The organism is Synechococcus sp. R55.3 (genome assembly GCF_047461975.1).
In the GTDB taxonomy this organism is placed as follows: domain Bacteria; phylum Cyanobacteriota; class Cyanobacteriia; order Thermostichales; family Thermostichaceae; genus Thermostichus.
On record NZ_JANSIG010000028.1, the window covers coordinates 1815 to 26884 of the forward strand.

Annotated in this window: 22 protein-coding genes, 1 tRNA gene and 1 pseudogene; 11 read left to right on the forward strand and 13 right to left on the reverse strand. The window is 59.6% G+C overall.

Annotation, left to right across the window (positions count from 1 at the left end; all coding sequences use genetic code 11):
• Nucleotides 1-599: DNA-processing protein DprA (locus tag NW849_RS06295; RefSeq protein ID WP_414356650.1), on the reverse strand; the 599-nt coding region annotated here is incomplete at its 3' end.
• A 138-nt stretch (nucleotides 600-737) separates the two neighbouring features.
• Between NW849_RS06295 and NW849_RS06300 the strand changes: the two genes are divergently transcribed.
• Complete coding sequence (locus NW849_RS06300; protein ID WP_414356651.1) at nucleotides 738-923, forward strand: hypothetical protein; 186 nt, start codon at nucleotides 738-740, stop codon at nucleotides 921-923.
• On the forward strand, nucleotides 916-2370 hold the full coding sequence (locus NW849_RS06305) for a sodium:solute symporter family protein (protein WP_414356653.1): 1455 nt from the start codon (nucleotides 916-918) through the stop codon (nucleotides 2368-2370). Before NW849_RS06300 ends, NW849_RS06305 begins: the two co-directional genes overlap by 8 nt.
• 24 nt (nucleotides 2371-2394) lie before the next feature.
• Here the strand turns inward: NW849_RS06305 and NW849_RS06310 are convergent, their stop codons facing one another.
• Together NW849_RS06310 and clpS are read right to left on the reverse strand one after the other, a co-directional pair.
• Entirely contained in the window at nucleotides 2395-3219 is an 825-nt protein-coding gene (locus NW849_RS06310) for a lysostaphin resistance A-like protein (protein ID WP_414356655.1), read from the reverse strand.
• Nucleotides 3220-3233: 14 nt separating this feature from the next.
• Nucleotides 3234-3515, reverse strand: a complete 282-nt coding sequence (gene clpS / locus NW849_RS06315) for an ATP-dependent Clp protease adapter ClpS (RefSeq protein ID WP_099812808.1) — start codon at nucleotides 3513-3515, stop codon at nucleotides 3234-3236.
• Nucleotides 3516-3798: 283 nt separating this feature from the next.
• On the opposite strand from clpS, the gene NW849_RS06320 reads away from it, so the two are divergent.
• The gene (locus tag NW849_RS06320; protein ID WP_414356656.1) at nucleotides 3799-5526 is read left to right on the forward strand and encodes an alkaline phosphatase D family protein; all 1728 of its coding nucleotides are present in this window, start codon (nucleotides 3799-3801) and stop codon (nucleotides 5524-5526) included.
• Nucleotides 5527-5770: 244 nt separating this feature from the next.
• On the forward strand, nucleotides 5771-6130 hold the full coding sequence (locus NW849_RS06325) for a hypothetical protein (RefSeq protein ID WP_099812809.1): 360 nt from the start codon (nucleotides 5771-5773) through the stop codon (nucleotides 6128-6130).
• Between the two features lie 55 nt (nucleotides 6131-6185).
• Here the strand turns inward: NW849_RS06325 and NW849_RS06330 are convergent, their stop codons facing one another.
• The 3 genes from NW849_RS06330 to NW849_RS06340 all read right to left on the reverse strand — a co-directional run bounded on the left by NW849_RS06330 (nucleotide 6186) and on the right by NW849_RS06340 (nucleotide 11015).
• Nucleotides 6186-8480, reverse strand: coding sequence for a glycosyltransferase family 2 protein (locus NW849_RS06330; RefSeq protein WP_414356657.1), 2295 nt, complete (start codon nucleotides 8478-8480; stop codon nucleotides 6186-6188).
• Between the two features lie 48 nt (nucleotides 8481-8528).
• Complete coding sequence (locus NW849_RS06335) at nucleotides 8529-10466, reverse strand: cellulose biosynthesis cyclic di-GMP-binding regulatory protein BcsB (RefSeq protein WP_414356658.1); 1938 nt, start codon at nucleotides 10464-10466, stop codon at nucleotides 8529-8531.
• 147 nt (nucleotides 10467-10613) lie between these two features.
• Nucleotides 10614-11015: a cupin domain-containing protein gene (locus NW849_RS06340; RefSeq protein ID WP_414356659.1), complete on the reverse strand. Its 402-nt coding sequence runs from the start codon at nucleotides 11013-11015 to the stop codon at nucleotides 10614-10616.
• 267 nt (nucleotides 11016-11282) lie between these two features.
• Between NW849_RS06340 and NW849_RS06345 the strand changes: the two genes are divergently transcribed.
• The 4 genes from NW849_RS06345 (at nucleotide 11283) to NW849_RS06360 (ending at nucleotide 15948) form a co-directional block, all read left to right on the forward strand.
• Nucleotides 11283-12923, forward strand: a complete 1641-nt coding sequence (locus tag NW849_RS06345) for a hypothetical protein (RefSeq protein ID WP_414356661.1) — start codon at nucleotides 11283-11285, stop codon at nucleotides 12921-12923.
• Nucleotides 12920-14050, forward strand: coding sequence for a hypothetical protein (locus NW849_RS06350; protein ID WP_414356662.1), 1131 nt, complete (start codon nucleotides 12920-12922; stop codon nucleotides 14048-14050). The genes NW849_RS06345 and NW849_RS06350 overlap by 4 nt, the downstream gene beginning before the upstream one ends.
• A gap of 96 nt (nucleotides 14051-14146) precedes the next feature.
• A complete protein-coding gene (locus NW849_RS06355) occupies nucleotides 14147-15004 on the forward strand; it encodes a hypothetical protein (protein WP_414356664.1) in 858 nt (285 codons plus the stop codon).
• 101 nt (nucleotides 15005-15105) lie between these two features.
• Nucleotides 15106-15948 carry a universal stress protein gene (locus tag NW849_RS06360; protein WP_414356665.1) on the forward strand — a complete coding sequence of 281 codons (843 nt, stop codon included), beginning with the start codon at nucleotides 15106-15108 and terminating at the stop codon, nucleotides 15946-15948.
• A gap of 8 nt (nucleotides 15949-15956) precedes the next feature.
• Here NW849_RS06360 and NW849_RS06365 read toward each other — a convergent pair whose 3' ends face one another.
• The 4 genes from NW849_RS06365 to prmA form a co-directional block, all read right to left on the reverse strand.
• Entirely contained in the window at nucleotides 15957-17549 is a 1593-nt protein-coding gene (locus NW849_RS06365; protein WP_414356666.1) for a hypothetical protein, read from the reverse strand.
• On the reverse strand, nucleotides 17543-18841 hold the full coding sequence (gene hisS / locus NW849_RS06370) for a histidine--tRNA ligase (RefSeq protein WP_414356668.1): 1299 nt from the start codon (nucleotides 18839-18841) through the stop codon (nucleotides 17543-17545). The genes NW849_RS06365 and hisS overlap by 7 nt, the downstream gene beginning before the upstream one ends.
• A 97-nt stretch (nucleotides 18842-18938) precedes the next feature.
• Nucleotides 18939-19787, reverse strand: a complete 849-nt coding sequence (locus NW849_RS06375; protein WP_414356669.1) for a 16S rRNA (uracil(1498)-N(3))-methyltransferase — start codon at nucleotides 19785-19787, stop codon at nucleotides 18939-18941.
• Entirely contained in the window at nucleotides 19763-20653 is an 891-nt protein-coding gene (gene prmA, locus NW849_RS06380; RefSeq protein WP_414356680.1) for a 50S ribosomal protein L11 methyltransferase, read from the reverse strand. The genes NW849_RS06375 and prmA overlap by 25 nt, the downstream gene beginning before the upstream one ends.
• A gap of 453 nt (nucleotides 20654-21106) precedes the next feature.
• Between prmA and NW849_RS06385 the strand changes: the two genes are divergently transcribed.
• On the forward strand, nucleotides 21107-21967 hold the full coding sequence (locus tag NW849_RS06385; RefSeq protein WP_414356671.1) for a hypothetical protein: 861 nt from the start codon (nucleotides 21107-21109) through the stop codon (nucleotides 21965-21967).
• Here NW849_RS06385 and NW849_RS06390 read toward each other — a convergent pair.
• Both NW849_RS06390 and NW849_RS06395 read right to left on the reverse strand, forming a co-directional pair.
• The gene (locus NW849_RS06390; RefSeq protein WP_414356673.1) at nucleotides 21964-22713 is read right to left on the reverse strand and encodes a phycocyanobilin:ferredoxin oxidoreductase; all 750 of its coding nucleotides are present in this window, start codon (nucleotides 22711-22713) and stop codon (nucleotides 21964-21966) included. The two genes, NW849_RS06385 and NW849_RS06390, sit on opposite strands and share 4 nt — an antisense overlap.
• Before the next feature lie 211 nt (nucleotides 22714-22924).
• A tRNA-Ser gene (locus tag NW849_RS06395) sits at nucleotides 22925-23011 on the reverse strand.
• Between the two features lie 151 nt (nucleotides 23012-23162).
• Between NW849_RS06395 and panB the strand changes: the two genes are divergently transcribed.
• Entirely contained in the window at nucleotides 23163-23948 is a 786-nt protein-coding gene (panB, locus tag NW849_RS06400; RefSeq protein WP_414356674.1) for a 3-methyl-2-oxobutanoate hydroxymethyltransferase, read from the forward strand.
• A 117-nt stretch (nucleotides 23949-24065) separates the two neighbouring features.
• Here the strand turns inward: panB and NW849_RS06405 are convergent, their stop codons facing one another.
• Entirely contained in the window at nucleotides 24066-24485 is a 420-nt protein-coding gene (locus NW849_RS06405; protein WP_414356681.1) for a hypothetical protein, read from the reverse strand.
• A gap of 166 nt (nucleotides 24486-24651) precedes the next feature.
• On the opposite strand from NW849_RS06405, the pseudogene NW849_RS06410 reads away from it, so the two are divergent.
• A pseudogene (locus tag NW849_RS06410) lies at nucleotides 24652-25070 on the forward strand (hypothetical protein); the annotation flags it as partial.

A 25070-nucleotide genomic window follows, 5' to 3' on the forward strand; every position in this document is an offset into this window, starting at 1 on the left:
TCCACCCCCGTTCCCACCACGGCCACCGTCTTGCCGCCGGCATCCAGACAGGCCTGGTGGGCAATGCCGTCGATCCCCGTTGCCAGCCCCGAGACCACCACACAGCCAGCTTCCGCCAGGGCAGCGCTGACTTTCTGGGTCCACTGTCGACCGTAGGCCGTAGGGGCGCGGGTGCCGACGATGGCAATAGCCGGCTGTTGCCAATTGGGACATTCTCCTAGGGCATAGAGAATGGGCGGGGGATCTGGCACCTCCCACAGCAGCGGCGGATAGTCCGGATCTGCAGGCGTGAGAAAGGGGATCCCCGCTTTGAGGGTTTCCTCCAGGATCTGCTCGGGATCAAGGCCAGGACGGGCAGAGACAATAGCCTGGGCCAGGGTGGGGCCAATGCCTTCCACCTGCCGCAGGGCCGGGGCATCCGCTTGCCAAGCCCGCTCCAGGGATCCAAAAAACTCCGCCAGCCGCTTGAGCCGGTGGGGGCCAATCCCTTTGATGCGGGCCCAAGCTAGCCAGTAGGGCCGCTCCCGTTCTTCATGGCCTGGCCCACGGGAAGGCTCCCTCTTGCCAACAGGATCTGAAGGGGAAAGGGGAAAAGACAATTTAGCTCTGCGCAGTAGTGGCTGTATCCTAAATGATTGGCAAAAGGAACGCTTGGCAAAAAAGCAGGAGATGGGTAGATGTCAGGGTTGGATCCCGCCGGTAACCTTCAAGGATCAAGGCAGCTGCGGTTTGGGCGGATGCGCCAAGCTTGGGTGTGGGGGGCCTATCCCCTGCTGTGGCTGTTGACCTGGGTGGGATCCCGCTCTGCCCAGCCGCAGGTATTGGGGATCCCTGCTTGGTACTGGGGGGCAGGGCTGGCCGTGCTGCTGCTGGTGCCCTTGAATCTTTACATTGTGCGCGTTTGCTGGCCTGGAGATGACTGACAGCATTTTAAGTTTGGGTGTGGTGGGGGTGTACTTGCTGCTGCTGGCGGCCATTGGCTTCTGGAGCTATCGCCACAGCGGCCAGGATCCGGTGAGCTATTTTTTGGCAGGGCGGGGGTTGGGATCCCTGGCTCTAACCTTGACGACGCTGGCGACGCTGCTCAGTGCCTTTACCTTCATTGGGGTGCCAGCGGATGCCTATACCCACGGCCTAGGGATCTTCCTGGGGGTGGGAGTGACCACCGCCTTCATTTCGGGGCTGTTTTTGTGGGTGGGCTACCGGGTATGGCTAGCAGCCCAACACTTTGGCTTCATCACCCCTTCCGAGTTTTTCGGCCACCGCTTCAACAGCCCTCTTTTGGCTCTACTCTACTGCCTTAGCGCCCTGACGTTTACCGCCCCCTACATCAGCATCCAGATCATTGGCGGAGCCCGCACCCTGGCGGCGGTGTTGGGGGAGGGGATCCCCTACTGGCCCTTGGCGGTGGTGGTGGCGCTGGTGATCTTGGGGTATGTGCTCTTTGGCGGATCCCAGGCGGTGGTCTGGACGGACGTGGTGCAGGGGATCATCCTGATTTTGGGGATGGGGGTGGCCTTTGTTGCCCTAGCCTTGGGGGTGGGCCAGGAGGCTGCCGGGCAGTTGGATCCCTGGCTGAGCTTGCCCGGCCCCAATGGGCGCTGGAGCTGGCAGGGGCTATTTGGCAACCAGTTGCTGTTTTTCATGGCCACGCCCCTTTTCCCGCAATTTTTCCAGCGCTTCTACATGGCCAAAAGTGCCCGGCCCTTCCAGACCCTGATGGTAGTCTGGCCGCTGCTGATTCTGCTGGTCTTTTTCCCAGCAGCTCTGCTGGGGGTTTGGGGCCGCCTGGCTTTTCCCAGCCTGGAGAAAACGGATCAGATTATGCCCATGATGTTGCAAACCCTGCCCAGCGGCGTAGCAGCGGTGGTGATTACAGCAGCTCTGGCCGCCCTCATGTCCACGGCAGACTCACAGCTCCTTACGGCCAGCTCGTTGGTAACGCGGGATCTGGTAGTGACCCTCTTTAGACGCCAGCTTTCCCCCCACCAAGAAGAACAATTGGGACGCTGGGTGGTGCTGGGGATCGGTTTGGCCTCTTTTGCCATTGCCCTTAACCCGCCGGGGCTGATTGTGGAGATCGCCACCTGGAGCTTTCAGGGAAATGCCATGCTGTTCCCTGTCTTAATTGCCGGCCTGTACTGGAAGCGGGCTACCCGCGCTGGGGCTGTAGCAGGAGCCTTGGTCTCCAGTGGCCTGACTTTAGGTTGGCTGTCGGGTCTGTTGCCGCGGGCTTGGACAGGGGGCTGGTTACCCGTAATCCCGGCAGTGGTGATCGGCAGTGGGGTGTTAATTGGCGTAAGCTTGCTTACCCAGCCGCCCAAGGAGCAGGTGACCGCCTACTACGAGGAAGGGCCTTGGGGAGAGTAGGTTATTCTTTATCGATCAGCTCAATCAACGCTTTTCCAGGTCTGCCGGTAGCCAGCCAGCTTGAGCCAGGCCGTTGAGAAATGCGAAAGTCCCTCCTAGAAAAAGCAAGCCCATCAGCCCGGCCAAGGGGTTGCCACCAATCCCCGTTAGCCACGCTGGCGCCCTGCCGGTGTAGTCTATCCAGGCCAAGTTGTTGACCCAGGCCATGCCCCATACCCAACCCGCGTGCAGCCCTAGGCTAAGGCCCAGCTTGTTTTGGTTCCAGACCCTCGCCTGCACCAGCAGCAGCCCCATCAGCCACAGTCCGGGAAATTGCGGCCAAGTGGCCAGAATTTCCGGCCAAGGCTTGAGGAAATGGGCCATAGCAAACAGGAAGCTGGATCCCCACACCGCAGTGCTGCAACCGTAGTCCAGCAGCATCTCCTGCAGCAGCCAGCCGCGAAAAAACAGCTCCTCCGCCAGCGCCACCCCCAAGCCCAAAAGCAACCCCAGCAACCCATAGACCAGCAGGGATCCCCCTCCTACCGCCCTCCAACTCAGCCAACCCAGGGATCCCTCCAGGCCCAAAAGCAAGAAAAGCCCCCCGACCCCGATCCCCAGGCCCCACAGGATCCCGCCTCGGCAAGGCCAACTGCCATCCAGTCCATAGGCGGCAAACCCGGATCCCCACAGCCCCAGCCAGGCTAGCAGCAGGGCATACAGGAGCAGCCACAGGTACTCCCGTCGTTCAGGAAGAAGCCAACTCCCCAGCCCGAGCAACGGCAGCCAGGCCAAGAGCGGGATCGCCAAGAAAAGCAGCAGACGCAGCAGAAATGGACAAGCCCTCAGCTTGGAGATCGGCAGGCCCATCCAACCCGCCCCGCCTAGCGTTCCGGCTCAATGGAGCTGGTCAGGCCGTGCTGACGCAACTGCTCACAGTAAAACTCCGCGTGCTCCCGCGGCACCACGATCACCACAGCAACACCGTTGTTGTGGGCCTCTAGCATGATCTCAGTGGCTTGCGGCGGCATCATCGCCGGGATCACCTTCACCAGCACCTGCACCACGTACTCCATGGTGTTGACATCGTCGTTGTGCAGCAACACCCGGTACATGGGCATGTGCTTTGGGGTTACAGAAGGCTTGACCAGGGTCTCTGTAGCCACAACGATCCCTCCTTCGGCAGGGTCAAAAGAAGTCTAAGGAACGCAAAACCGCAAAAATGGGGCAAAAGCAGGAAAAACTGTAATGAAATTTTAGCCTTCTCAGCAAGCTCTGTGAAAAGGCCGTGGGGAACCTGGGCGCAGGGGTCAGAGCCGTTAAACCAACCCTAACCCAGCCTTCACCTGCCCACAACCTCAGCTTGGGGGCAAAAGTGCTTGACTAAAAAGGCGATTGGCCTTTGTTGCGGATCCCTTTACATTTGCCTGCGTCCCTGAGGTGGGCCCTATGAGTTCCCTGCGTTCCCGTCGCTTTTTCCTGCAGTTGCTGATGTTTGGGGGTGGGGCAGCTGCCCTGGCTGCCTGTGGGGGCACCTCCAGTTCCTCCATTCCCCCCCTGGGAGAGCCCGGGTTCCCTCAAGGGGTATTTGCCGGGGATCCCACCGCAGAAGGGGCGGTGCTTTCCACGCGGGTGATCCCGGCCAGTGCAACAGACACGGTTGCGGTGACGTTGCAGGTGGCTGAGAATTCCGAGTTCAACCCCATTTCGCAACAAGTTTCGCTTACTGCTCGCCGTGTGGCGGGCCGCAACTACCGCACTGAGCCAGGCGACTACATTGCTCGTGCCGTCGTCACCGGCTTGAGGCCAGCGCAGCGCTACTTCTACCGGTTTGTCAGCGAGGGGTTTACCAGCCCTGTAGGCCAGTTTCGCACCCTGCCAGCTCCTGGGGATGGACGACCCATTCGCTTCTTACACATCAGTTGTGCCAACGAGCCTCCCTTTCCTATTGGGGCAGCCATGCTGGCAGAAGTCAGCCGCGGCGATATCGATTTCATCTCCTTTAACGGCGACACTGTCTACGCCGATCGCTTCTGGCTGGGGCTGGATCCCATCGGCAATCTGGAGTTCTACCGCAGCCTCTATCGGGATCAGCGGGATCCCAACTATGCCGGGCGGGAGTTCGCGCAACTGTTTGGCCGGACTTCCTTTGTTGTCAACTGGGACGATCACGAGGTGATTGACAACTACAGTGGCCAGAAGGCCCGCGGTGGCCGGGCCACTCAGCTCAACGACACCACCGGGCAAACCCGCGATGTGGAAGATCTCAAGGTGCTCGGCTACCAAGCCTTTTTTGAATACAACCCCATTACCCCCAACCTGACAGATGTGGCCGGTGTGGATAGCCGGGATCGGCTGTTTCGCAGCTTCCGCTACGGGGCCAATGCCGAAGTCTTCATCCTGGATCTGCGCCAGTACCGGGATTTGGCCGCCGTGACCCCCATTTTGCCCATTTTGCCTCCCGGCCTGACCCGGCAGCGCTTTTTGGAGCTGGCTGGCATTCGTCTTACGCCCGAACAGGAAACCCTTTTCTTCGGCCCACCCGGCTCCGAGCAAGCCCTGTTTAACCTGCTGCGCCGCACGCCCCGTACCCTCTTGGGCAATCCGCAGAAGCAGTGGCTGTTCAACGGCCTGCGCAACTCCACCGCCACCTACAAGTTCATCGTCAGCGAGTTTCCCATCACGGTGACCTACTTCCGCTCCAACGATGTTTGGGAAGGCTACTGGCTGGAGCGGCAGGAAGTCATTGACTTTATCGAGAGCAACAACATCCGCAACGTGGTGTTCTTGACCGGCAACAACCATGCCGGCTTCATCGGCCAGGTCAACCCCGGCAGCAGCAACCCCATCTGGGAAGTGTGGACTGGCCCCACCGGGCGGAGCGTTACGGCCCTCAGCATTGACGAGCTGGGCAATCAACTGGGGATCCCCAATGCCAGCCGCCTGTATTACCGGATTGTGAACGGCTTTTTGGCACCGGTGAACCCGACCAATCCGCAAGTGAGCGGGATCCCAGGGGTAACGACGGGCAACTTGCGCTTTTTGGAGCTGGCGGTGCCCAACTACAACGTTATTGAAGTGTCCGGCAGCCGCTGCACCATTCAAATCAAAGGCCCTACCGGCAGTGTTTTGACGGATCCCTTAGGGCGAAGGGGGGAACTGAATTTGCCGCAATGAGAAGTCGGCCAGACCGATGCGGGAGCTTCGCCGGATTTCTGGTCAGAATTGAGGGATCCCTGCTCTACTCGTGATCCCTTTTTTTGTAACTCTTTTTCGCGATTTTCAGCATGAGATTCTTAAGATCCTTAACGTGATCTGAATCATTCGGGAGAAACGGATCTGGGTGCTAGAGTGTGGGCGTTGAGGTGGATCCCTGTAGAAAATCTATTCTTTCTCCGTTTTTCAGTAGGAGGGCAGTCTTATGGCTTCGGTGCGGGGCTGGTTGGTGGCAAGCTTAATAGGAGCGGCCACAGTTATCGGGGGCGCTGCCGCCTGGGCTCAGAGCCGTAGTTTGTGGCTTCTTAATGGACAATCGACCGTAGTTACAGGCTATTTCTACCGAGGTGAAAACATCTGGGCGCAGTGCGACCAGGATTGCTTCGATGTGGATCTGGTGCTTTACGATGCCAGCGGTCAGGTGGTGGCTGCAGACGAACTGTTGGACGATTTCCCCATCGTGCAGGCGCCCTACGAGGGCAACTTTTCTGTCAAGGTGATCATGGCTAGCTGTCTCCACCCCAGTGGTTGTGCTGTGATCGTAGATTCGGACTACAGCTTCTGAGGGGTGCTGGCTGGCCTCACTTCGTCGCCACTGCTTGGGAAACCGATTCAGTAGCCTAGGCTGCTTTATGAGCAGCTTCCTGGACTTTGGCATGGGTAAACTTGCTCAGCCCGTGGATGGTCTTTTCCCAGTAGAAGGGCTTGGTAAAGAGCTGCCACAGAGCCATGTAAGCTGCCATAGAGTGCAGTTGCCAGTAGATGGGGTTGAGCAGGGCATAGAAGGCCAGATCGTAGTACCCTCGCCGGAAAACGGCCACCAAGTTGAGGTAAATCCCAATGGCATTGCCCACCAGGAGGTTAAACAAGCCCAGATAAACCAGCCAACTGGGAAATAGGTTTTGCAGCCAATGGGCGCGGGTGAGCAGCCAGTAAATAAACAGCAGCCACATGATGGGGCTGGTGAGAAAGGTAAAGAAGCTGCCGCCAATAAAAAACTGGTAAGACAGCCAGTTCTTCAGGCCCAGCTTGCGCAACGAGCGCAGGGGGTTGCGGTTGTGCACCAGCCAAGTTTGCATGTAGCCCTTGATCCAGCGGGAGCGCTGCCGGATCCAGTTTTTAACAGCGCAGTTGGCCTCTTCATAAGTGGTGGAGTTGATCACCCCCACCGTATAGCCGTGCTGGCTGGCGCGGATGCCTAGATCTGCGTCTTCGGTGACGTTAAAGGGATCCCATCCCTGCAGCTCCCGCAGGCGGTCAGTGCGAAAGTGGTTGCTGGTGCCGCCCAGGGGGATGGGCATTCTGAGAGTTTCCAAACCCGGCAGCAGATAGTCGAACCAATAGGAATACTCCAGGGTGAACATGCGGGTGAGGAAGTTCTCGTTGCGGTTGAAGTAGTTGAGGGCAGCCTGGACGCAAACCAAGCTGGGATCCCCTTTCTGGAAGGCGATGACTGCTTTTTTGAGTTGATCTGGGTCAGGAATATCTTCAGCGTCGTAGATGGTGAGATATTCGCCACGGGCAAAGGCCAGGCCGTAGTTGCAGGCTTTGGGTTTGGTCTTGGGCTTGCTATCCGGTACCAGCAGCAGGCGCACGTAGCGGGGGGGCTTGGCAGCTCGAGCTGCCTCAATGGTGTCTCGGTCGTTTTCCTCCAACAGAATAAGCACATCCAACCGCTCGTGGGGGTAATCCAGCTTAGAGAGAGACTTGATCAAAATTGGCATCACTTCCGGTTCTTTGTAGACCGGCACCAGGATGGTATAGATAGGCAAGTCGCGATCATCCAAAGCGGCCACTTCTTCATCGGTAATCTGGTGGAAGCGATCGGCGGATCCCACTAGGCTGAGCAGCAGTTTGAACAGGATCGAAGCGACGTAAAAAAGATTGATCAGCAGCACCAAAATGGTTAGAGTCGCCCAGGGAGCAGTGGCCAATCCCCAGAGCAACAGCAGCAGCAGGCCGTAGCCCACCGCAATCTGAGAGGGGGTAAACACCCGCGAGGCCGATTCTTCTGGCAGGCGGGCCATGAGCTTGTACACAGCTTCTTGGCTCAGCTTAGGTCCTTGATCCTGGCTGAGAAGCTGCGTGATATCCTGCTCGGTGCCCAGAACTTTTTCAATACGCAAGCCTGGCCGCCAAGCGTAGAGGATCTCATCCACCTCCCAGTCCAGGGGGTCATTCACCATCACCATCAGAGCATTTTCATCTGCCCAGGCTAGGGGGTAGAACAGGTGGCGCATCATCAGCTCAGGATCAAACTGTTGGCTCAGATTCTCCTCCCGATGAAGCAGCCCCGTTCCCATCAGTTGCGAGACCGTTGGGTAGCCCAGCAAATGGGCTAGGATGCTGAGATACTCGGGGGTGGAGAGGTAGCTCAGCCGGGTCAGCACCTGCCCCAGGCTGGAGCCGGTGCGGCGGCGGATCTCCAAAGCCTGCTGCCACTGCTCTAAGGTAAGACGGCTGCCCAGCAGATCGGCGGCCAGCTTGCGTTCAATGAGGGCGGTCAGAATCTGTTTTTCGGTGGCCGGGATCTCCCAAATCCGATCGGCTTCGGGGCAGAGGCGCTTGACATTTTGCCAGACAATGGGATGGCCCGGCTCCTCGGTAGCAACCACTACGGTTTGCGGGTCGAGCCAGCCACAGGGCAGAAAGCGCACCGGCACCAGATCGATAGGCTCGATCAGCCAAGGCAGCTCTAGGTCGAGGGGATGCTCGAGCAACCAGCTCCTCAGCTTGGGCCGATCCAAGATCTGACAGCAGAGGCGAGCAAACTGACGGGGGTGCATGGCCCGCAAGCTCCAGAGGGCCCGCGGCAGGGAACAAGCAGCTTGTTTTTGATAGCGATAAGCCTTTGCCAACTGCTCCTGGGTTAGACAGCCTGTGCGCACCAACCAGTATTCGATCAGCGTTAACATAAGCTCAAAATCAGGTTAATTCTAGGCGAACTTAGGTTCTCGCTTGGCTTAAGAGGGGGTTGGCGGCTCAGGTCGCCGGGCCAAACGTCGATAGGTGTCCCATGCCCCCACAGCCAGCAGGATGGCCAGCAAAAGCACCAGCCAAAAGCGGTACTGCCACAAAAGGAGCTGCCAGTTGAGGCGACCGCGGTAGCGCACTCGATAGCCCGACGGGGTGAGATCCCAGCTCTGTACTTGGGTGAGATCGGGGGCAGCGGCATAAGCGGTGACCACATTCCCCTGCAACTGGCTGGCCAGACGGGTGCGCGGATCGGCCAGGGATCGGCTCAAGCGCTCTGCCAAAACCGGGTCAGATCCCCACCAGGAAAGCCAAAGGTTCGGCTTACCTTTCAGGAGAAAGTACTGCAAAAGGCCGAGGTTTTCTTGAGGCTGAGCGGCCAAGGCCACCTGCTGGTTGAGGGGATTGATGATTTCAAACTGGGATCCCAGCCGGATGGGGCTGTTGAGCTCCACCTGCTCCGGCCCGGCCACGATTATCTGCCAGGCAAAGTTCTCTGCTTGGAGTTGGGATTTCCCCTCCGGCAAAAACTGGAGGGTGGGCAACAAGGGCTGTGCCGACAGACGACCAAGGGCACCCAAGAGATAAGCAGTAGCTGGCAGCAGTTGGGGATCCCCCAGCCCAACCCGTCCGGATCCCTGCAGCACCGCCGGGATCTCCTGCAGCTCGCCAGTGGGGGCTTGGTAGCCGCTCCAGAGAAGGCCAGAGCTATCGGAACGCACTTGCAAAGTCAGCGGGGTCAGGGATCCCTGGCAATTACCGGGGCTGGCGCCATAGTCAAAGCGGAGCTCCAGTTGATTAAAGCGGCGCAGCAGGCGGGTGGGGAGGGGGATGGTCTCGTTGAGCTGGGTGCGGCCCGTTAGGTTGTAGGTGCGCAACAGAACGCCATTCAAGAACACGTAGCCGGTGAGGCGATCCCCCACTCGGCCATCCACCGGGTTCATAATGACGTCTAGTTGCGCCGCCAGATCCCGCGGCCGCCCCCCCAATTGGGACAGGTTGAAGTTGAAGACCAAAGACTGGCTGCCAAACCCCCGCAGCAGCGGATCCACAATACCCAACTCCCGCAAGCTAAGGCGGTTGGCCCTGGCCGAGGTTTCCAGCTCCGGCACTGCAGCCACCTGGATCCCTCGGCTGACCAGCCCTGCTCGCTTCCACTCTTCATACAAAGCTCGAATGGCCTCTGGGCGAGCCGCCACCCGCAGTCGGGATCCCTCTGGGGTAATTTGATGCTGCAAGTGGGGGGTGAAATTGGCCGGCTCTAAGATCACCTGTGCCCCCTGCTTCGGACGGTTGCTCCACAGGATGGGCGTTTGCGGAAACAGGTGAGAAAGGAGGCTGTACAGCCACAGAGCTGCTTCCGCCGTCTCAGAGGAAGGATTGGCCGGCACTACCAAAGTAACCTGAGGATACAGCCGGCCCAGAAAACCGGCCACCGTGGCATCAGGAACGAGGGGCGCCAGCTCAAAGAAACTGTCCCGCCCTACCGTCAGCAGCAAATTGCCGGTATTCAAGTCGGCGCAAATATCGTCGCTGATGCTCAGGAAAGGCTGCACCGACAAGGTGATAAAGCGCTCGCCAGCGGCCAAGCTGGGGATGGGCACTCGCACCACCGGCTCCTGCCGCAGGTCCCGCACCAGAAAAAGGCCCATTAGCTCCTCGTTGATCAGCACCCGCACCGTGGACGTGGGCTTGAGCACCGGCGAGGGATCCAGGCGCAACTGCACAAAGCTGGCCTCAGGGTCAACACCGTTCAGGGGGGCAGGGATCCCGATATCTAGACGCGGGTTAGCTCCTTGCAGCAGCACCGAGCGGTCGTAGCCCAGCCTTTGCAGAGAAATGACTTCCGCTGCGTGGACAGCCGTCGGCCCGCAACACCAAAGCAAACCGGCAACCCACAAAGCCCACTGCCTTGCCTTCTGCGTCACCTTGACCCCCTCTTGCTTATCCCTCACTTGTCTAGTGCAGGCAAGCCCCTTGGCCTACCTGACCCAGGTTTGCCCGACATGCAGAAATCTGTAAGCTTTCGGGGTCTGTACGCACAAATCGTGGATTCGGATGCCCAGGGGATCCCTCTACTGGCGGGCGTAGTCGTCCTCAAAGCGCACGATGTCGTCTTCCCCGAGGTATTCCCCGTTTTGCACCTCGATCAACACCAAGGGAAGGGTGCCGGGGTTTTCCAGGCGGTGCTTGGTGCAGGGGGGAATGTAAGTGGACTCGTTGGAGCTCAGCAGCATCACCTCTTCTCCACGGGTCACTTTCGCTGTGCCCCTGACCACGATCCAGTGCTCGCTGCGGTGGTAGTGCATCTGCAGGCTGAGCCGATGGCCGGGCTTGACCTCGATGCGCTTGATCTTGTACATCGGGCCTTCATCCAAAACCCAGAAGGATCCCCAAGGACGGGTTTCTGCTTGAGAGGGTACCAGCTCAAGCGCTGGAACTGCTGCATCATTCACGCCCCGCACAGCCTGCAACATAAGATCATGTCCTTGCAAAGTCGTCCCCATCCTCTCTCAGAATCCGAGAACCCCTCATCGACAATCTGGCTGAATTGGCCTACGCCAAAACTCGTAGAAAAAGACTCTCAAGACAGGGAATGCTAGTCTATCCCTGTGTCCAGTGCCTAGACACGTCAGCCCATCCCCATACTTTTTCTGAAACTTGTTCTCATCAGACAACTCTTAAGGCTTGATTCGCTGTTGAATGAGTTGCCTTCTAACTTCTTGAAGTCGTTAAAGCAACCCATGTTTCTCACCAAGCTCAGGGCTTTCTTGCGGCTCTTCGCGTCTACCGGGATCCCGTTTCTGCTGCTGGCCATTCTTCTTTGGGGTCTGAAGGAGGGCTGGGGCTGGGTGAGCTTGGAGATGCAGTTTCTCGGCTACAAGGGATCCGTGGCGGCCTTGGGGCCGGATCCGCGCCTGCCCATTGTGGGCACCACCTTTCCTCCCTTGCTGGTGCTGGCTACGGCCATTCTGGGACAATCCCCGCTGTTGTTGCAGACTGTCTTCGGCTCTCTGGTGCTGGGCTGGGTGTGGCGGCAGTTACGCCGTTTGCCGGTGGAGGTGGGATGGTGCTGGCTGTGGGGTTTGTTGATGGTGGTGCAGCCGACTTTGATCTTGATGCTGCTGCGCAGCCCTGTTTGGACAGCCACAGCAGGGTTGGTGGGGGTGAACATGGCCCTGCTGTTTCCCTTGAGTAAAGAGGAGCAGGCCAGGGCAGAGACTGGGGCGGATCCTGGCGAGCTGCCCGTTGCGCTGCGGCTGCTGCTCATTGGGCTGGCGCTGGGGCCCCTGATGGTGCTGCGTTGGGAAAGTGGGTGGCTGCTGCCCTGGGTGGCAGGGATGCTGCTGTTGGCTTTTCGCAAACAGTCCTGGGGTTTCCGGCTGACGGCGGTGCTGGTGGCGGGGTTTATCAGCCTGACCCTGATGTTGAGCTGGCTGTATGTGAACTGGCTGTCGGCAGGGGATCCCTGGGCTTTCACCTACCAGGTGGGCAGCAGTCTGCGGCTGCCGCAATTGCGGGAAGACTTGCAGCAGGCGGGTGGCTGGCGGGGGGTGCTGGAGGCTGGGAAATGGCTGGCGGTGCTGGCCCCTGCCTATCTGCTGTTGGGGCTGGGATCCCTGCTGGGCCGAGGCCCGGGTCGCTGGGTATGGGCTCTGGTCTGGGGGATGCCGCTGGTCATCCTGCTGGCTTCTCTAGGGCAGGGGCTGTTTTTGCGGGAGCTGAGCCGCTTTGGCCTTTTCTGGGTGCCGCTGCCTTTGCTGATGGGCGCCTACTTGTGTCGCGGAGCCGGCCCCGGCTGGGCTAAGCGCCTGTTGATCACTGCCCTCTTGGGGTTGAACTGCCTCACTGCCGGTTATGGGGTGAGCCAAGAGCCGGGTTTCCTCATGCCCCTGGTGGCCGAGGAGCGGGATCTCTGGGAGCGGCTGGTGGCAGGGGTAGTGCCCCTTAGTGGCGAGTTGGAAGCTGCCCAAAACCTGTATGAAGTAACCTCTGCTGGGCAAGCCCTAGAAGACTGGCGGAGGCTGCGGCAGGAAAAGCGCCAGGTTGGGCAGTATCTCTATCGCCACCTGTTGCCCGGGCGAAAAGTGCTGGTGGACGACGACATCCACTTTGAGGCTATCTTTTGGGCAAGGGATCCCCGCTCTTTCCTTACTCCTCACCAGTACGAGTTTGCCCTGGCCCTTCAGCATCCCCAGGAAAGGGTGGACTACCTCTTGGTAGCGGGGCTGGCGGATCCCTTGCGGAGCGCCGATCGCATCCTGCAATTTTGGCCTGAGCTCAATTTTGAGGGGCTGCCGGGCTTCAGGGAGGTTTATAGCTCCCCCCAAGTGCAGCTGTGGGCTCGCCAACACCAAGAGGAACCGCAGGAGGAGAGGAGATGAAAAGGAGACGATCCTGGCAGCGGCGACAGGTGCTGCAAGCGGGCGGAGCGCTGCTGGCTGCCTATGGGGTTGCCGGCTGTGGCCAGGAGTTTTTGAGTCAGCAGGGGAGTCGCAGCCCGGAAAATGCCGAGACGGGAAGCATGAACTTGTCAGAGCTGCTGGCCCGCTGGCAGGTGGGCATTGGCGAGGATCCCGGTCGCTTCCTCTGGGAAATCGAGTCGGATCCGCAGGTGGCGGCAGTGGCGCAGGGGTGGGATCCCCATTTCCTGAGCGGCTGGCTGAACAGCTTTGATCACCGCCAGGGGGATCTCTCCTTTTGGCGCAACTGGCACCAGGCCGGGCTTTTGCGGCAGTGGTTTGAGCGGGGCTATACCCTCCACATCATCACCTGGGAAGACGACACCCACCGCCCCTGCGGCGATTACCACATCTCCAAGCAGTTTGTCCAGGATGTAGCCGAATTGGCCGGCTATATCGCTCAAGCCAACCCCCAAGGCCGCCCTACCTATTGGAGCCTGGCCACGGAGTTTTCCTATTGGCGGATCCCAGCAGATACCTACAACGCCGACACTGCTCCCTACTACCAAGCCCTGATGCGCAATGTCCTCAAAGCCCGACAGGCCATCAAAGAGCGGCTGCCAGAGGCCGAAGTGGCCCTGTGCTGGGGGGGCTGGATTGCCACCTTTGACGACCCTTCCCAGGGGGCAGGCCGCAGCATGGTGGAGCCCTTTGCCGAGACCATGAGCCAAATGGACGGGATCGCCTTCCAGTCCATGCGCCAGCGGCGGCCCGGAGAGTTTAATCCAGAGTTGAACGGGCCAGATCCCGGCAACCCAGAGCAAATCCGCCTCTGTTGCCGCCTGTTTTCCCCTATCCACTCCAACCTGATGTTGGCCCACTACGAGCCCTCCATCAAAGACAAGCACCCCAGCGGCGGACGGGCCGACACTGTCCATACAGACTTTCAGCTCATGAGCCAGCCGGAGTGGCTGCAGGAAGTGTCTCAACTGGGGCTGCGGCACCTGTCCTTGATGCACTACGGCCTGTATAAGGGGGATCCCTTCGGAGCGCTGACCGCCGCTCGCCAATTCCGGGCACAGGTGGGCCTACCGGCTGCCACCTCATAGTTAGCAGTCGTTCCAAAGCCGGTTTTGTCCCGGATCTTGGCCCAGAGCTTGATCCTGGGGATACAATCCCCCTGAAACTGCCGGGATCCCCCTGCCATGAAGAAGCCTAGATTTCCATGGGCAAGCCTGCTGGTGAGTCTGGTGGTCAGCACAATGCCGCCGGAGCTGCTGGCCTGGGCGGGCTGCGGCTTTCCCCGCGGTGCAGGCAAGACTTTCTTTTCGCTGCAGCCCGAGGTCTATCGGCCTCGCACCCGCTTTGACCAGGGGGGGCAACTGGGGCCTGCTCTCTCAGAATATGGGGAAACCCGCCTCAACCTCTTTGCGGAGACGGGCCTCAGCGATCAGCTCACCCTCAATCTCAACACCAGCTATGTTTTCCTGGAAAACCGCTTTGCCAGCGGAGCCGATACCATCACCCAGCGCAACCAGGGCCTACGGGATCTGGAGCTGGGCCTACGTCATACTTGGGGAAACGGGGATCCCTTCCTTTCGGCCCAATTGACGGCCTTGATCCCGCCGGGATACGCCACCCGAGACATCCCCCTGCCCTTGGGGTACGGTGTTTTCGGCTACGATCTCAAAGTTGGGGTGGCGGCCAATACCCAGTTGGGATCCCTGCCCGCCTTTTTCGACTCCTGCCTCACGTTCCGAGATTACTTGGGCTATCCCGGGGATCGGGTCAAGGCCAACCTGACCTTCGGGGCAGACCTGACTCCTGAGCTGCAGGCCATCCTGGCCCTGGATGGGGATTTTACGTTGGGCAACGGCGCGCCTTTGTTGTTCGGGGATTTGGCCGTTCAGGATCCCGACTACGACAACCTCAAGCTTTCGGGCCAGCTCAACTGGCGGTTGGAGGGAGGGTTAACGCTGGGCTTGGGAGGGTTTCAATTCTTGACCGGCCGCAACACCAATGCCGGCGGCGGCTTTACCGGCTATGTGTGGCTAAGTTACTGAAACCAAACAAAATGTTGCAGGATATCCCCTACGGTAACAGGGATCCGCAGGGGCAGATCTAGGATGAGTCTTGGCAACTGTTGGCCAGGAGAACGGATCCCATGCCTCGATTTGAGAACCTCATTGCCGCTATCGACGGCAGCGGCCCCACCGAGCAGATGGTGCATACCCTCTTGTCTTTGCCGGCCTTTGCCCAGTGCAATGTTACGTTGCTGCATGCGGTGCCTTCCCAAACGTCTGCCGAAGAGATGCGGGCTGCCTGGCAACGGGGGCAGGAGCTGCTGGCCAAAACCCTGCAAAGTTTTCCAGCTCGGCCCGGTGTAACCATTGGCACCCAACTGGTGGAAGGGGATCCCAAAGTGGTGGTGCTGCAGGTGGCCGAGTCTATGCCCAATCCCTTAATTGTCATGGGATCCCGGGGACGCAACCGCATCCTGGCCATTTTGCAGAACTCGGTGAGCCAATATGTGTTTCAGCTTGCCTCCTGCCCCATGCTGTTGGTGAAAGACGACGCCTACATCAAATATCCCAGCCGTGTCATGGTGGCCCTGAACAGCTCCCCCGCTGCTCAAGCTGCCTTTGCCACTGCCCTTGACTTGATCTCCGGCATTCAAGGGGCCCAGATCTTCCTGGCCTCTGTGCAGTTGGATGCCGACAACCCAGGCAGAGATGAGGCTCTAGATCGGGCAATCGATACCCTCAAAAACCGGCAAATCGGCCACCAAGTGTTAACTGCCGTCGGGGATCCGGGCACAGAAATTGTCCGCTTAGCCGCCGAGAGCAACGCCGATCTGCTGGTGATGGGATCCCCTGACCGCCGACCTACCATTGCCCGCAGCATTCCCGATTTGGATCGGCTGCTGGGGCGTTCCATCTCCGACTATGTGCGGGTGCACATCGGCTGCCCAGTGCTGATGGTGCGCTCCGTCCAAGACAGCGACTGAGCCAGGCTTCAAGGCAGTATGGAGCGGCGCTCTGTAACTCGGTCACTCTGCTGCTGACGATCCGGGCTGACGGCCCAAGCTTCAAAGATCAGCTCAGGGACTCCGGGAGGGATGGTCATGCGGGTGAGGGCTTGCCACTGCCCCTGCTCGTCACGGGAGAAGTCCAGCAACCAACGGGGGCCATCCACCAAAGAGCGAGTGCGCCCGTGCTTCACCCAAAACTTGATCCAAAAAGGGGCTTGATGGCCTGCAGCAGGGTTGGTCGTGGGGGGCAAGCGCAACACCACATCGAAATTGTCTCCGGCTCGGAGTTGCTCGGGCACCACCAGTTGGGGAGTTGGACAAACCCCAGGCGGAGCGGGGGGCAGCAGCGAGTTTTCAGAGGGAGCTACAGGGCTACTCGGGATCCCGGCTGCCGCTTGCGTTGGCAAGATGGCCTCAGCTTGGGGTGGTGGGGAAGGGGAGGAGATGGGCGATGGCAACTCTGCCGTCTCTGCTTCGGGTAGGGGCTGAGCGGAGGGGTTGGGCGCAGATGGCAGGGGATCCTTTTCCGGGAAGGAGCGGAGGGCTTGGGTCTCGGCGGGCTGAACGGGCGAAGCTGAGTCCTCCTCTCGCTGTTGCTCGGCAACGCTGACGGAAATGGGGGCGCTGTGTTGCCAGATGCGCAACAGCTTTTGCAGGGTGCGTTCGGGAGACAGCAAGGTTAAGGGGGGGTCTTCCCGCAACCGGGCCAGTGGGATGTTTGTTGCTCCCCAATACTGACGCGGAGGGGAGGCGGGAGGCAGCTCTCCGCCTTGTTGCTCCGCAACGCTGACGCGAAGGTCTCGACAGCGGACGGAAAACGGAATCGTCAAGGGCTGGGAAGGCCGGTCTGCATCCCGCCAGGAAGAGGGAGTGAGGGCCAGTTCCCCCCGCAAAGGACGGGTCCAAACGCGGCTTGGCAGGGTGATGGGAATGCTGAACACCGCCGTTCGGGCTTCAGCGGGAAATTGAATTAGCCGTTGCCCCTCGAAAACCGTGCTCTCCTCGCCTTCCTGCCAAACCCGTACCCGCAGCTCGCCGCTGCAGCCGATCCGCCCCGTCAACACCAGCACCTCATCCGGGGATCCCTCCAATTCGCTGTGCATCAGGGAAAACAGCTCCGCCGGGATGGCGGCCTCTTTTTTCTGGGGGGGCTCAAACCCGGCCTCCACGGGCGCAGGGATCCCCCGTTCCGGCTCCAGAGGCGCGGGGGCAGGCACAACCTGAAAACGGAGACAATTGTTTAACTCGGTTTCGCCGAACAGTTCTGCGATCAAGTCGGCATCTCGACAGTGCAATTCCCAAAACCCAGGGGTGAGGTGGCTGGCGGGCAAAATAATGCCGATCCCTTCATCGTTGGTGCGCACAGAACGGGTTTGGACTTGTGGGGGAGTCGGGGCGGTGTCAGGGCCCTGATTCTGCGACGACAGAGGACGCTGCCGGACTTCCACCGTGATGGTGAAGTGGGGCTGAGGCGAACGGGCAACAATGGTGTAGGTATCTTCTTCCAGAACTGCGCCCTCGGCTGGTACCGGCTGCCAGTCTTCTTGGCCGTCGCGCCGAACCCAAAAATTCAACATGGCTCCATCACCTTAGGTGCTCCGCACTGCTGACCCGAATGGTATGCCAGATACTTAACCAGATCGGCTTGCAAAAGGGTTTGCTGTTGCCCTGTAGGCAGGTGCTTAAGCTGTACCTCTCCGGCCACAGCTTCTGCATCCCCCAGCGTAACAGCCCAAGTTGCGCCGCTGCGGCTGGCCCGTTTGAACTGCTTGCCAAAGGCGCTGCCGCTCAGATCCAGCTCGGTGCAGAAACCGGCTCGGCGCAGCGCTTGAGCGATCCGGAGGGATTGGGCCTCAGCCTTCGCCCCACGGGAGATCACGTAAACCTCGACCGATGTTGGCGGAGCCTCCCCTTGTTTCTTTTGCAACAGCAGCACCAGCCGCTCCATGCCGATGGCCCAGCCCACCGCTGGGGTAGAAGGTCCGCCCAGCTCTTCCACCAAGCCGTCGTAGCGACCACCCCCACAGACGGTACTCTGGGATCCCAAGTCAGGTGAGACGATCTCAAAGGCGGTGTCGGTGTAGTAGTCCAGGCCCCGCACCAAGTAGGGATCCAACTGGTAGGGAATATCCAACATCTGCAGGTGAGCTTGCACCTGCTCGAAGAAAGCCCGCGATTCTGGGCCGAGGTAATCCGGCAGCTTGGGGGCCCCCTCGGCAATCTCGCGGGTGCGGGGATCCTTGCTGTCTAGAATGCGCAGCGGGTTGCGGGTGAGACGCTCTTGTGAGTCAGGATCCAGCTTCTCCCGCAAGGGAGTGAGGTAGTCCACCAGGGCCTGGCGATAGGCCCGCCGATCCTGCAGATCCCCCAGGGAATTGAGCCGCAAGCTCAGGTTCTCCGCCCCCACCGCTTGCAACAGCTCCCAGGCCAAGGCGATGACTTCCGCATCGGCGCGGGGATCCCGGCTGCCCAGCAGCTCTACCCCCAACTGGTGGAACTGGCGTTGCCGCCCCGCCTGGGGACGCTCATAGCGAAACATCGGCCCACAATACCAGAGGCGTTGCACATCTCCAGCCGTTTGCAGCCCGTGCTGGATGTAGGCCCGCACCACACCTGCTGTGTTCTCTGGGCGCAGGCTCACCTCTTGCTCGCCACGGGTGCTGAAGGAGTACATCTCCTTGCCCACCACGTCGGTGGCACTGCCAATGCTGCGGGCAAAGAGCTCCGTCAACTCCAGGATGGGGGTGCGAATTTCTTGGTAGTTGGCCCGTCCCAGGATCTCTCGGGCGCTGGCTTCCACCTGCTGCCAGAGCCGCACCTCCTGCGGCAAAATGTCTCGGGTGCCTCGCACCGCCTGGATCGTCTCCATTCCCGTTCTCCCTCGCTAGGGTGGCCTTGGCCGCGCCCGAAACCACGGCCTGCTGTAAAGGACTCCGTCCCGCTCACGTGAACGGCTTCATTATCGATTATCGGCGACAGCGCTCCCCGTCGCTAACGAAGCCCAAGGGCTCTGAATCCAAGCTCCAGTCCAAAAAGGACTCCGTCCGAGTGGCGCGAAAGGAGTAGGTGGCAGCAATTTGGCTGGTGGCAACAACAGCGGCGGTGGTGGCTCGCAAGATGGTAGGGCCAAGGGAGACGCACACCCCCCCATATTCCTCAGCTTGCCGACGTTCGGCAACGGTCCAGCCCCCTTCTGGGCCAATGGCTATGGCCAAGACGGGATCCCTGAGCTTTGGCAGGGCTTGCACCAGCGGGGGCGCTTTGTGCCGAGCCACGGCTATACCCCACCAGAAGGACTCCGTCCGAGTAGCGCGAACGGCTTGCAGCTCCGCCAGCCAACTTGTCCAAGGGGTGGGGGGATCGACCTGAGGCCAGCGCAACCGCTCACATTGTTCTGCGGCCTCCCGCACAATTTTTTGCCAGCGTTCCTGCCGCCCAGATCCCGGTTCCAACACGGTGCGCTCTGTCAGCAGGGGGGTAATTCGCGCCACCCCCAGCTCGGTAACCTGGCGGAGCACCTCGTCAAACCCCTGCCCTTTGACCACCGCCAAGCCCAGATGCAAAAAAACGGGCAATTCCCGCGGCAGCGTCTCCACCTCGCCCACAATTTGGGATCCCTGAGCCTGCCAATGGGCCGCCCACAGCTTGCCTGAGCCATCCAGAACCAAAAAGGGATCCCCCGGCCTGAGGCGGCGCACCCGCTGCAAGTAGTGCTGTTGCGGGCCGGTTAAATGGAGAACACCACTCGGATCCCGCTGCGCCGGGTCAATCGCCAACCGGGGCAAAGCGCTCAGGTCATGCGTGCGTTCAGACAACACCACTCCCCCCGTCGCCAGAGGGCTGCCACCACCCATTCGTTGGCCTCCAGCATCTCCGCCACCAACTTGGCCTGCTCGATGAGGATGCCGCTGAGGATCAGCCATCCCCCCTCCTTCACCACCAGCCGAAACTCCGGGATCATATCCAGGATCACATCTGCCAGGATGTTGCACACCAGCCCATCCACCATTTCGGGAATCTGCTCCAGGCTGCCCTGAGCCACCACAATGCGATCCGTCAGGCCGTTGAGATCGCGGTTGTGCATCGTGGCTTGCACCGCCAGGGGGTCGATGTCCACCGCAAACACCCGCTTCACCCCCAGCAGGGCCGCCGCCAACGACAGAATCCCGGATCCACAGCCCACATCGGCCACAGTCACTCCCTCGGCACCCCCGCCGCCCTCCAGGCGCATCTCCAGCGACTCCAGACAGAGCTGAGTGGTGGGGTGAGTGCCCGTGCCGAAGGCCATACCGGGATCCAGCCGCAACAGGTGACGACCGGGGTGAGAGGGCGGCTCCAGCCAGGCCGGACAAATGAGCAACTTGTCCCCGACCCATTGGGGCTGCCAGTGCTGCTTCCAACTGCTGCTCCAATCTTCCGCCTCTATGCGTTCCCAGCGCAGCTTCGGAACCCGCTGACCGGCAATGAGGGCATCTTGCTGCAGGCGCAGGGAGAGGGCTGCCAAATCCAGGAGGCTGACGTGAGGCCAAGGCAAATAGGCGTGAATGCAAATCTGATCTTCGCCATAGGCTTGGCTGGTCATGCCCCGACAGCCAAAACTCTCCAGCCGCCAAAAGATCAGGTCTTCTTGGGCAGGGGAGGCGATGAGACTGAGATCCCACCAAGCACCAGCGGGGTCCAGCGCTTGTGCGGGCGAAAACGGAGTGGGATTGGCAACAGTTCTGCTCACAGGGATCCCTTCACAAACCTAGGGAAAAACCAAAGTGATGGCCAACAAGATAGCGCTTCATGTCACCCAGCCGGCCAGCACTCAATGCGGCACTTTATATCAAAAATTGCAGCGCTCTGCTCAATTCATAGTTTAGGCTTATTCTGGCTATTCTGGGATTGAAAGGCTCACAGCGTCGGTTCAGCAGCGAAGAAGGGAAGGATCCCCCCAATTGGGGGATGCCCCCACTGGCTCCTCAGATGCCCAGCTTAGCCCTATGAGATAAATTGAACTGAAAAGCATTGGACAAGAATTGGATACAGCGTCGACATTCGTTTCGAGCCTCAGTGATTTTGCGGATAAATGAGGTTTGGCTGGGGCGTACTGAGCAACGATGGAGAAGGAGCAACGCAGGTGGCGAGGTCGATGTCAACTGATGAGCAATCAGCACAGCAGGGCACTCCCCAGCCCAAGGTGGCTTCTCTAGGAGTTGCCGGGGATCGGGAAGCGCGGAAGAGGGCTGCCCATGAAGATCTTCAGCCGCTCAAAGTCAGCACCCGCAAGGACTCCGTCCCGCTGACGCGATCCGCTCTGATGCGGCGTTTTAACCAGAGCTTTCCGCCTTTTTACAGCCAGTTTGTCAGCAGCGAGGTGCAGGCCCAAAATCTGCGCTTGGCCTACGCCCTCTACCAAACCCGCAAGGCGGTGGTACAGGTGCAGGACGAAGGTCGCAAGACGGTGGTTTGTCTGGCCTACCGTAATCGACCTTCCCTGCTCAGCGATCTGTTTGGGGTGTTCACCGCTTTTAATCTCTCGGTGCATGGCATTCATCTCTATGGGCAGATCTACTCACCGCACCTGGTGTTTATCCGCACCATTGTCTCCCGCGATGGCCACAGCCTTTCTTCCCAAACCAAGCTCAGCCTAGAACGGGCTATTCACGAATGCCTGGCGGGTGTGTTTCGCGTTCATGAAACCTTGGCGCTGGAGTTTGATCTCAAGGCCGGACTAAAAGACGTGCAGGTTTCTTTTTATTTTGACCCGGTGTTTCATTTGCCCACACTTTTGGTGGATGTGGACAACCAGCCGGGCGTGTTCTACCGGGTGATGACGGTTCTTGCGCAGGAGGATTTGACCGTTGTTAACCTCAATTTGATGCTCCGCCGCAAGCAAACGCGCTTCATTTTTTACTTGCTAGGGCCGGATTCAACTCCAACCATGCCGGAGTTCTTAGGGCAAAAATTGGCGTTGAGCATCCAGCAGCGGCTGCAAGGGGATCCCGTCTAGATCTGCACAGGACTGGGAGGCAAATCGAAAAGGACGGTGTTCATGTAGCGCTCTGCCCAGGCGGGACCGAAGGCTTTTTCCAAAACGCGGCGGGTGCGGTCGTTCTGCTGTTGCTGGCTGCAATAGCGCTGCTGCCCCTGGTAGTGGGCCAAAATTTGGTCGGGATCCGTCTGCGGGGGAATCTGTTGCGCCAACCGACAGTGAATTTCCAAGTAACGGCGGGCAAAGTGCAAAAAGCGGTCGGCCTCTGCTTCGTCGGCAGGACGGACGAACAGGCAGTAGGGAGAAAAAATCGTGCCCCACTCCGGCAACCGGCGCCGATGCTGGAAAGGGGCCAGATGGGATCCCAACGCTTCCAGCTCTTGGATATAGAGATCGGGCAAGCTGGGGGTCACCGGCGAGAGATCGACAATGGCGGCGCTCACCTGTCCGCGACCGACCACAATGTCGCAACCGAACAGCGGCAGCGGGTACTGCGGCTGCGGAAACATAACGCAATGGAGAATGTCCAGGCTTTGCCCGGCCTGGGCCAGCTCCAGGTGCAGTTTGCGAAAGGGATCCCCTTGGTAGCAGCGGTTTTCAATTTGCAATTTCTCACCCTCTAGGCGGCCTTCCACGTAGCCCAGATCTTCAGGCAGAGGATAGGGGGCTAGGGTGAGGGTAGATCCCCAAACGTTCAGGATTGCCTCAGATAAGCCCTGAATGAGCGGATGCAGTTGGGCAGAGAGAGCAGGAGCGGTGAACATAAGACTCTAGAAGAAAGGCTGAGAAACCCGTCCACGCTTGAGGGGTGGCCCCCTTCAATTCTTCAAAAGTGTCAAAAGTGCTGTGCCCAAGGCAGGGGAACTGCACCGCTGACCTGAAGGGATTGGGCGAAAGCTTCGACCCATTAAGCATCACCTCCAAGTACAGCCCATCTCTGTCCGATAGCCGGTACGTTATCGGATTACATGGTAACGGAAGGGGTGGGATTCGAACCCACGGTGACCTTGCAGTCACAACGCTTTTCGAGAGCGTCACAATCAACCACTCTGTCACCCTTCCAGTCAGCTGTGGGGCTTTACCATCTTAACGGCAAACCGAGTCTCCTGCTTCTTCCCAGCCTCAAAGCCAAGCTTGCTTCCCCCACGGGATGCGGTTGATGGGAAAGTGCTCCGCACCGCTGGCGGGAACGCCCAGATGAGATCATGGAGATATGGCTGCTTTATCCATTCACCACTTTCGCCAGGCCAAGCAGGCGGGTCAACCTTTGGTGGCCCTCACGGCTGCCGACTACGCCACCGCTCAGATTTTGGATCAGGCTGGGATCGACTTGATCCTGGTGGGCGACAGCTTGGCCATGACCAACTTGGGGTATGCCAGCACCCTGCCCCTGACGCTGGAACAGATGCTCCACCATGCCCAGGCCGTGCGCCGCGGGGTAGAACGGGCCTTTTTGGTGGCTGACTTGCCCTTCTTGACTTATCAAGTCCACAAAGAACAAGCTCTCCTCTCAGCAGGGCGGTTGATGAAGGAGGCAGGAGTCAACGGAGTCAAGCTGGAGGGGGGCTACCCCGACATGGTGGAAACGGTGGCCTTTCTGGTGCAGCGAGGGATCCCGGTTTTGGGTCACATCGGCCTCACTCCGCAGGCCAAACATCAACTGGGGGGCTATCGCCAGCAGGGAAAAAACCCTCCAGAGGCCGAGCGTCTGCGGCAAGAAGCCCTCAGCCTGGAGCAAGCAGGAGCATTTGCCCTGGTTTTGGAGCACATGCCGGCGGAATTGGCTGCCCAAATCTCGGCCCAAGTGGGGATCCCAACCTTGGGCATTGGGGCCGGGCCGGCTTGCGATGGTCAGATTTTGGTCACCCACGATCTGCTGGGGCTGAGCGAGCGGATTCCCCCTTTTGCCAAGCCCTATACCAACTTGAGGCAGGCAATCCGAGAAGCGGTGGAAGCTTTCGCCGACGACGTTCGCCAAAAAGTGTTTCCCCCCCGCTGATCCCTTTCAAAATCCGGGCAAAAGTGCTACGCCTGCGACACCCTATGTTGCTACGCAACGCTTATGCGAGCCGGAACCGCACCGCTTCCGTCAAGGCTGGGCAAGGATAGGGCGACCTCAGGGATCCCTGAGCAGCACCGTCCCGGTCACCACAGCGCTTTGGCCCAACCGGTCGAAGACCCGCAAACTGACTAGGTAGGAGCCGGGCACCAAGCTTAGGGGAGGACGAATGCGGAAGCGGGTTGTACAAGACACCTCTCCCGACACACAATTCACCTGCGCTGCCGAGAGCGTCTGAACCTCAATCCCCGACCACGACACCTGAAACGCCAGCTCCGCCGGGATCCGGCCCGGCACCGATACCGAAACCCCCAGCTCCAAAAAGCCGTTCCGATGTACCACAGAAGGGATATCGCTGCTGGTGATCAAAGGCGGCGGCGGAGTACTGGCCGTCAGCGCATCGGCACCACAACCGACCAAGGCCACGCCCAGCAGGCCCAGCGCCCATCCCCAGGATTTGGATCCCAGCTTCATCACAGGGTTCAATCTGAAAACTCACCTTCTCAGTATAGAGGGTGGGGATAACAGGCTTAGCGTCCTTTTCGAGAAAAACTAAAAATTCACGCCACATATAGTGGCAAGCTGGATTTTTGCCCAAACCATCTGCTACAGTAAGGCCCATAACCTGTCGAGCAGCCTGGATATGGAAGGGGAAGAAGAGCTAAAAGCTTTGCGGGCGCGTGTGCGCAACTTAGAGCGATCCCTGGCAGAATCGGAAGCGCTGTCGCTGCAGCAGATTGAGTGTACCCATCGCCTGGAACGTCAACTGCTGGAAGCGCAGGCACAGATTCAAGAACGGGATCACGCTCTGCAAGCCTGTCAAGAAGAGAAAGCGCAGCTGGCCCAGCGCCCTACCCTAGAGGCTTTTCAGCTTCAGCAACAGCACATCGAAGAACTGCAGAATCTCCTGTGGGAAATGGAGCGCCGTCCAACGCTGGAGCACTACCACATTCTGCAGCAGCAGTTGCAAACTAGCCAGGCGGAAATTGAAACCCTCAAGGCGGAATTGCAGCGGCGCGTCGATCCGGCCCGATTTTACCAACTGCAGCAGGAGCTCCTGGA

Bases quoted from the DNA above. Each gene is read 5' to 3' on its own strand.
- NW849_RS06300 (WP_414356651.1), top strand. From the start codon at position 738: ATGCGCCAAGCTTGGGTGTGGGGGGCCTATCCCCTGCTGTGGCTGTTG.
- NW849_RS06305 (WP_414356653.1), top strand. From the start codon at position 916: ATGACTGACAGCATTTTAAGTTTGGGTGTGGTGGGGGTGTACTTGCTG.
- NW849_RS06310 (WP_414356655.1), bottom strand. From the start codon at position 3,219: ATGGGCCTGCCGATCTCCAAGCTGAGGGCTTGTCCATTTCTGCTGCGT.
- NW849_RS06320 (WP_414356656.1), top strand. From the start codon at position 3,799: ATGAGTTCCCTGCGTTCCCGTCGCTTTTTCCTGCAGTTGCTGATGTTT.
- NW849_RS06325 (WP_099812809.1), top strand. From the start codon at position 5,771: ATGGCTTCGGTGCGGGGCTGGTTGGTGGCAAGCTTAATAGGAGCGGCC.
- NW849_RS06330 (WP_414356657.1), bottom strand. From the start codon at position 8,480: ATGTTAACGCTGATCGAATACTGGTTGGTGCGCACAGGCTGTCTAACC.
- NW849_RS06340 (WP_414356659.1), bottom strand. From the start codon at position 11,015: ATGTTGCAGGCTGTGCGGGGCGTGAATGATGCAGCAGTTCCAGCGCTT.
- NW849_RS06345 (WP_414356661.1), top strand. From the start codon at position 11,283: ATGTTTCTCACCAAGCTCAGGGCTTTCTTGCGGCTCTTCGCGTCTACC.
- NW849_RS06350 (WP_414356662.1), top strand. From the start codon at position 12,920: ATGAAAAGGAGACGATCCTGGCAGCGGCGACAGGTGCTGCAAGCGGGC.
- NW849_RS06355 (WP_414356664.1), top strand. From the start codon at position 14,147: ATGAAGAAGCCTAGATTTCCATGGGCAAGCCTGCTGGTGAGTCTGGTG.
- NW849_RS06360 (WP_414356665.1), top strand. From the start codon at position 15,106: ATGCCTCGATTTGAGAACCTCATTGCCGCTATCGACGGCAGCGGCCCC.
- NW849_RS06365 (WP_414356666.1), bottom strand. From the start codon at position 17,549: ATGTTGAATTTTTGGGTTCGGCGCGACGGCCAAGAAGACTGGCAGCCG.
- hisS (WP_414356668.1), bottom strand. From the start codon at position 18,841: ATGGAGACGATCCAGGCGGTGCGAGGCACCCGAGACATTTTGCCGCAG.
- NW849_RS06385 (WP_414356671.1), top strand. From the start codon at position 21,107: ATGTCAACTGATGAGCAATCAGCACAGCAGGGCACTCCCCAGCCCAAG.
- NW849_RS06390 (WP_414356673.1), bottom strand. From the start codon at position 22,713: ATGTTCACCGCTCCTGCTCTCTCTGCCCAACTGCATCCGCTCATTCAG.
- panB (WP_414356674.1), top strand. From the start codon at position 23,163: ATGGCTGCTTTATCCATTCACCACTTTCGCCAGGCCAAGCAGGCGGGT.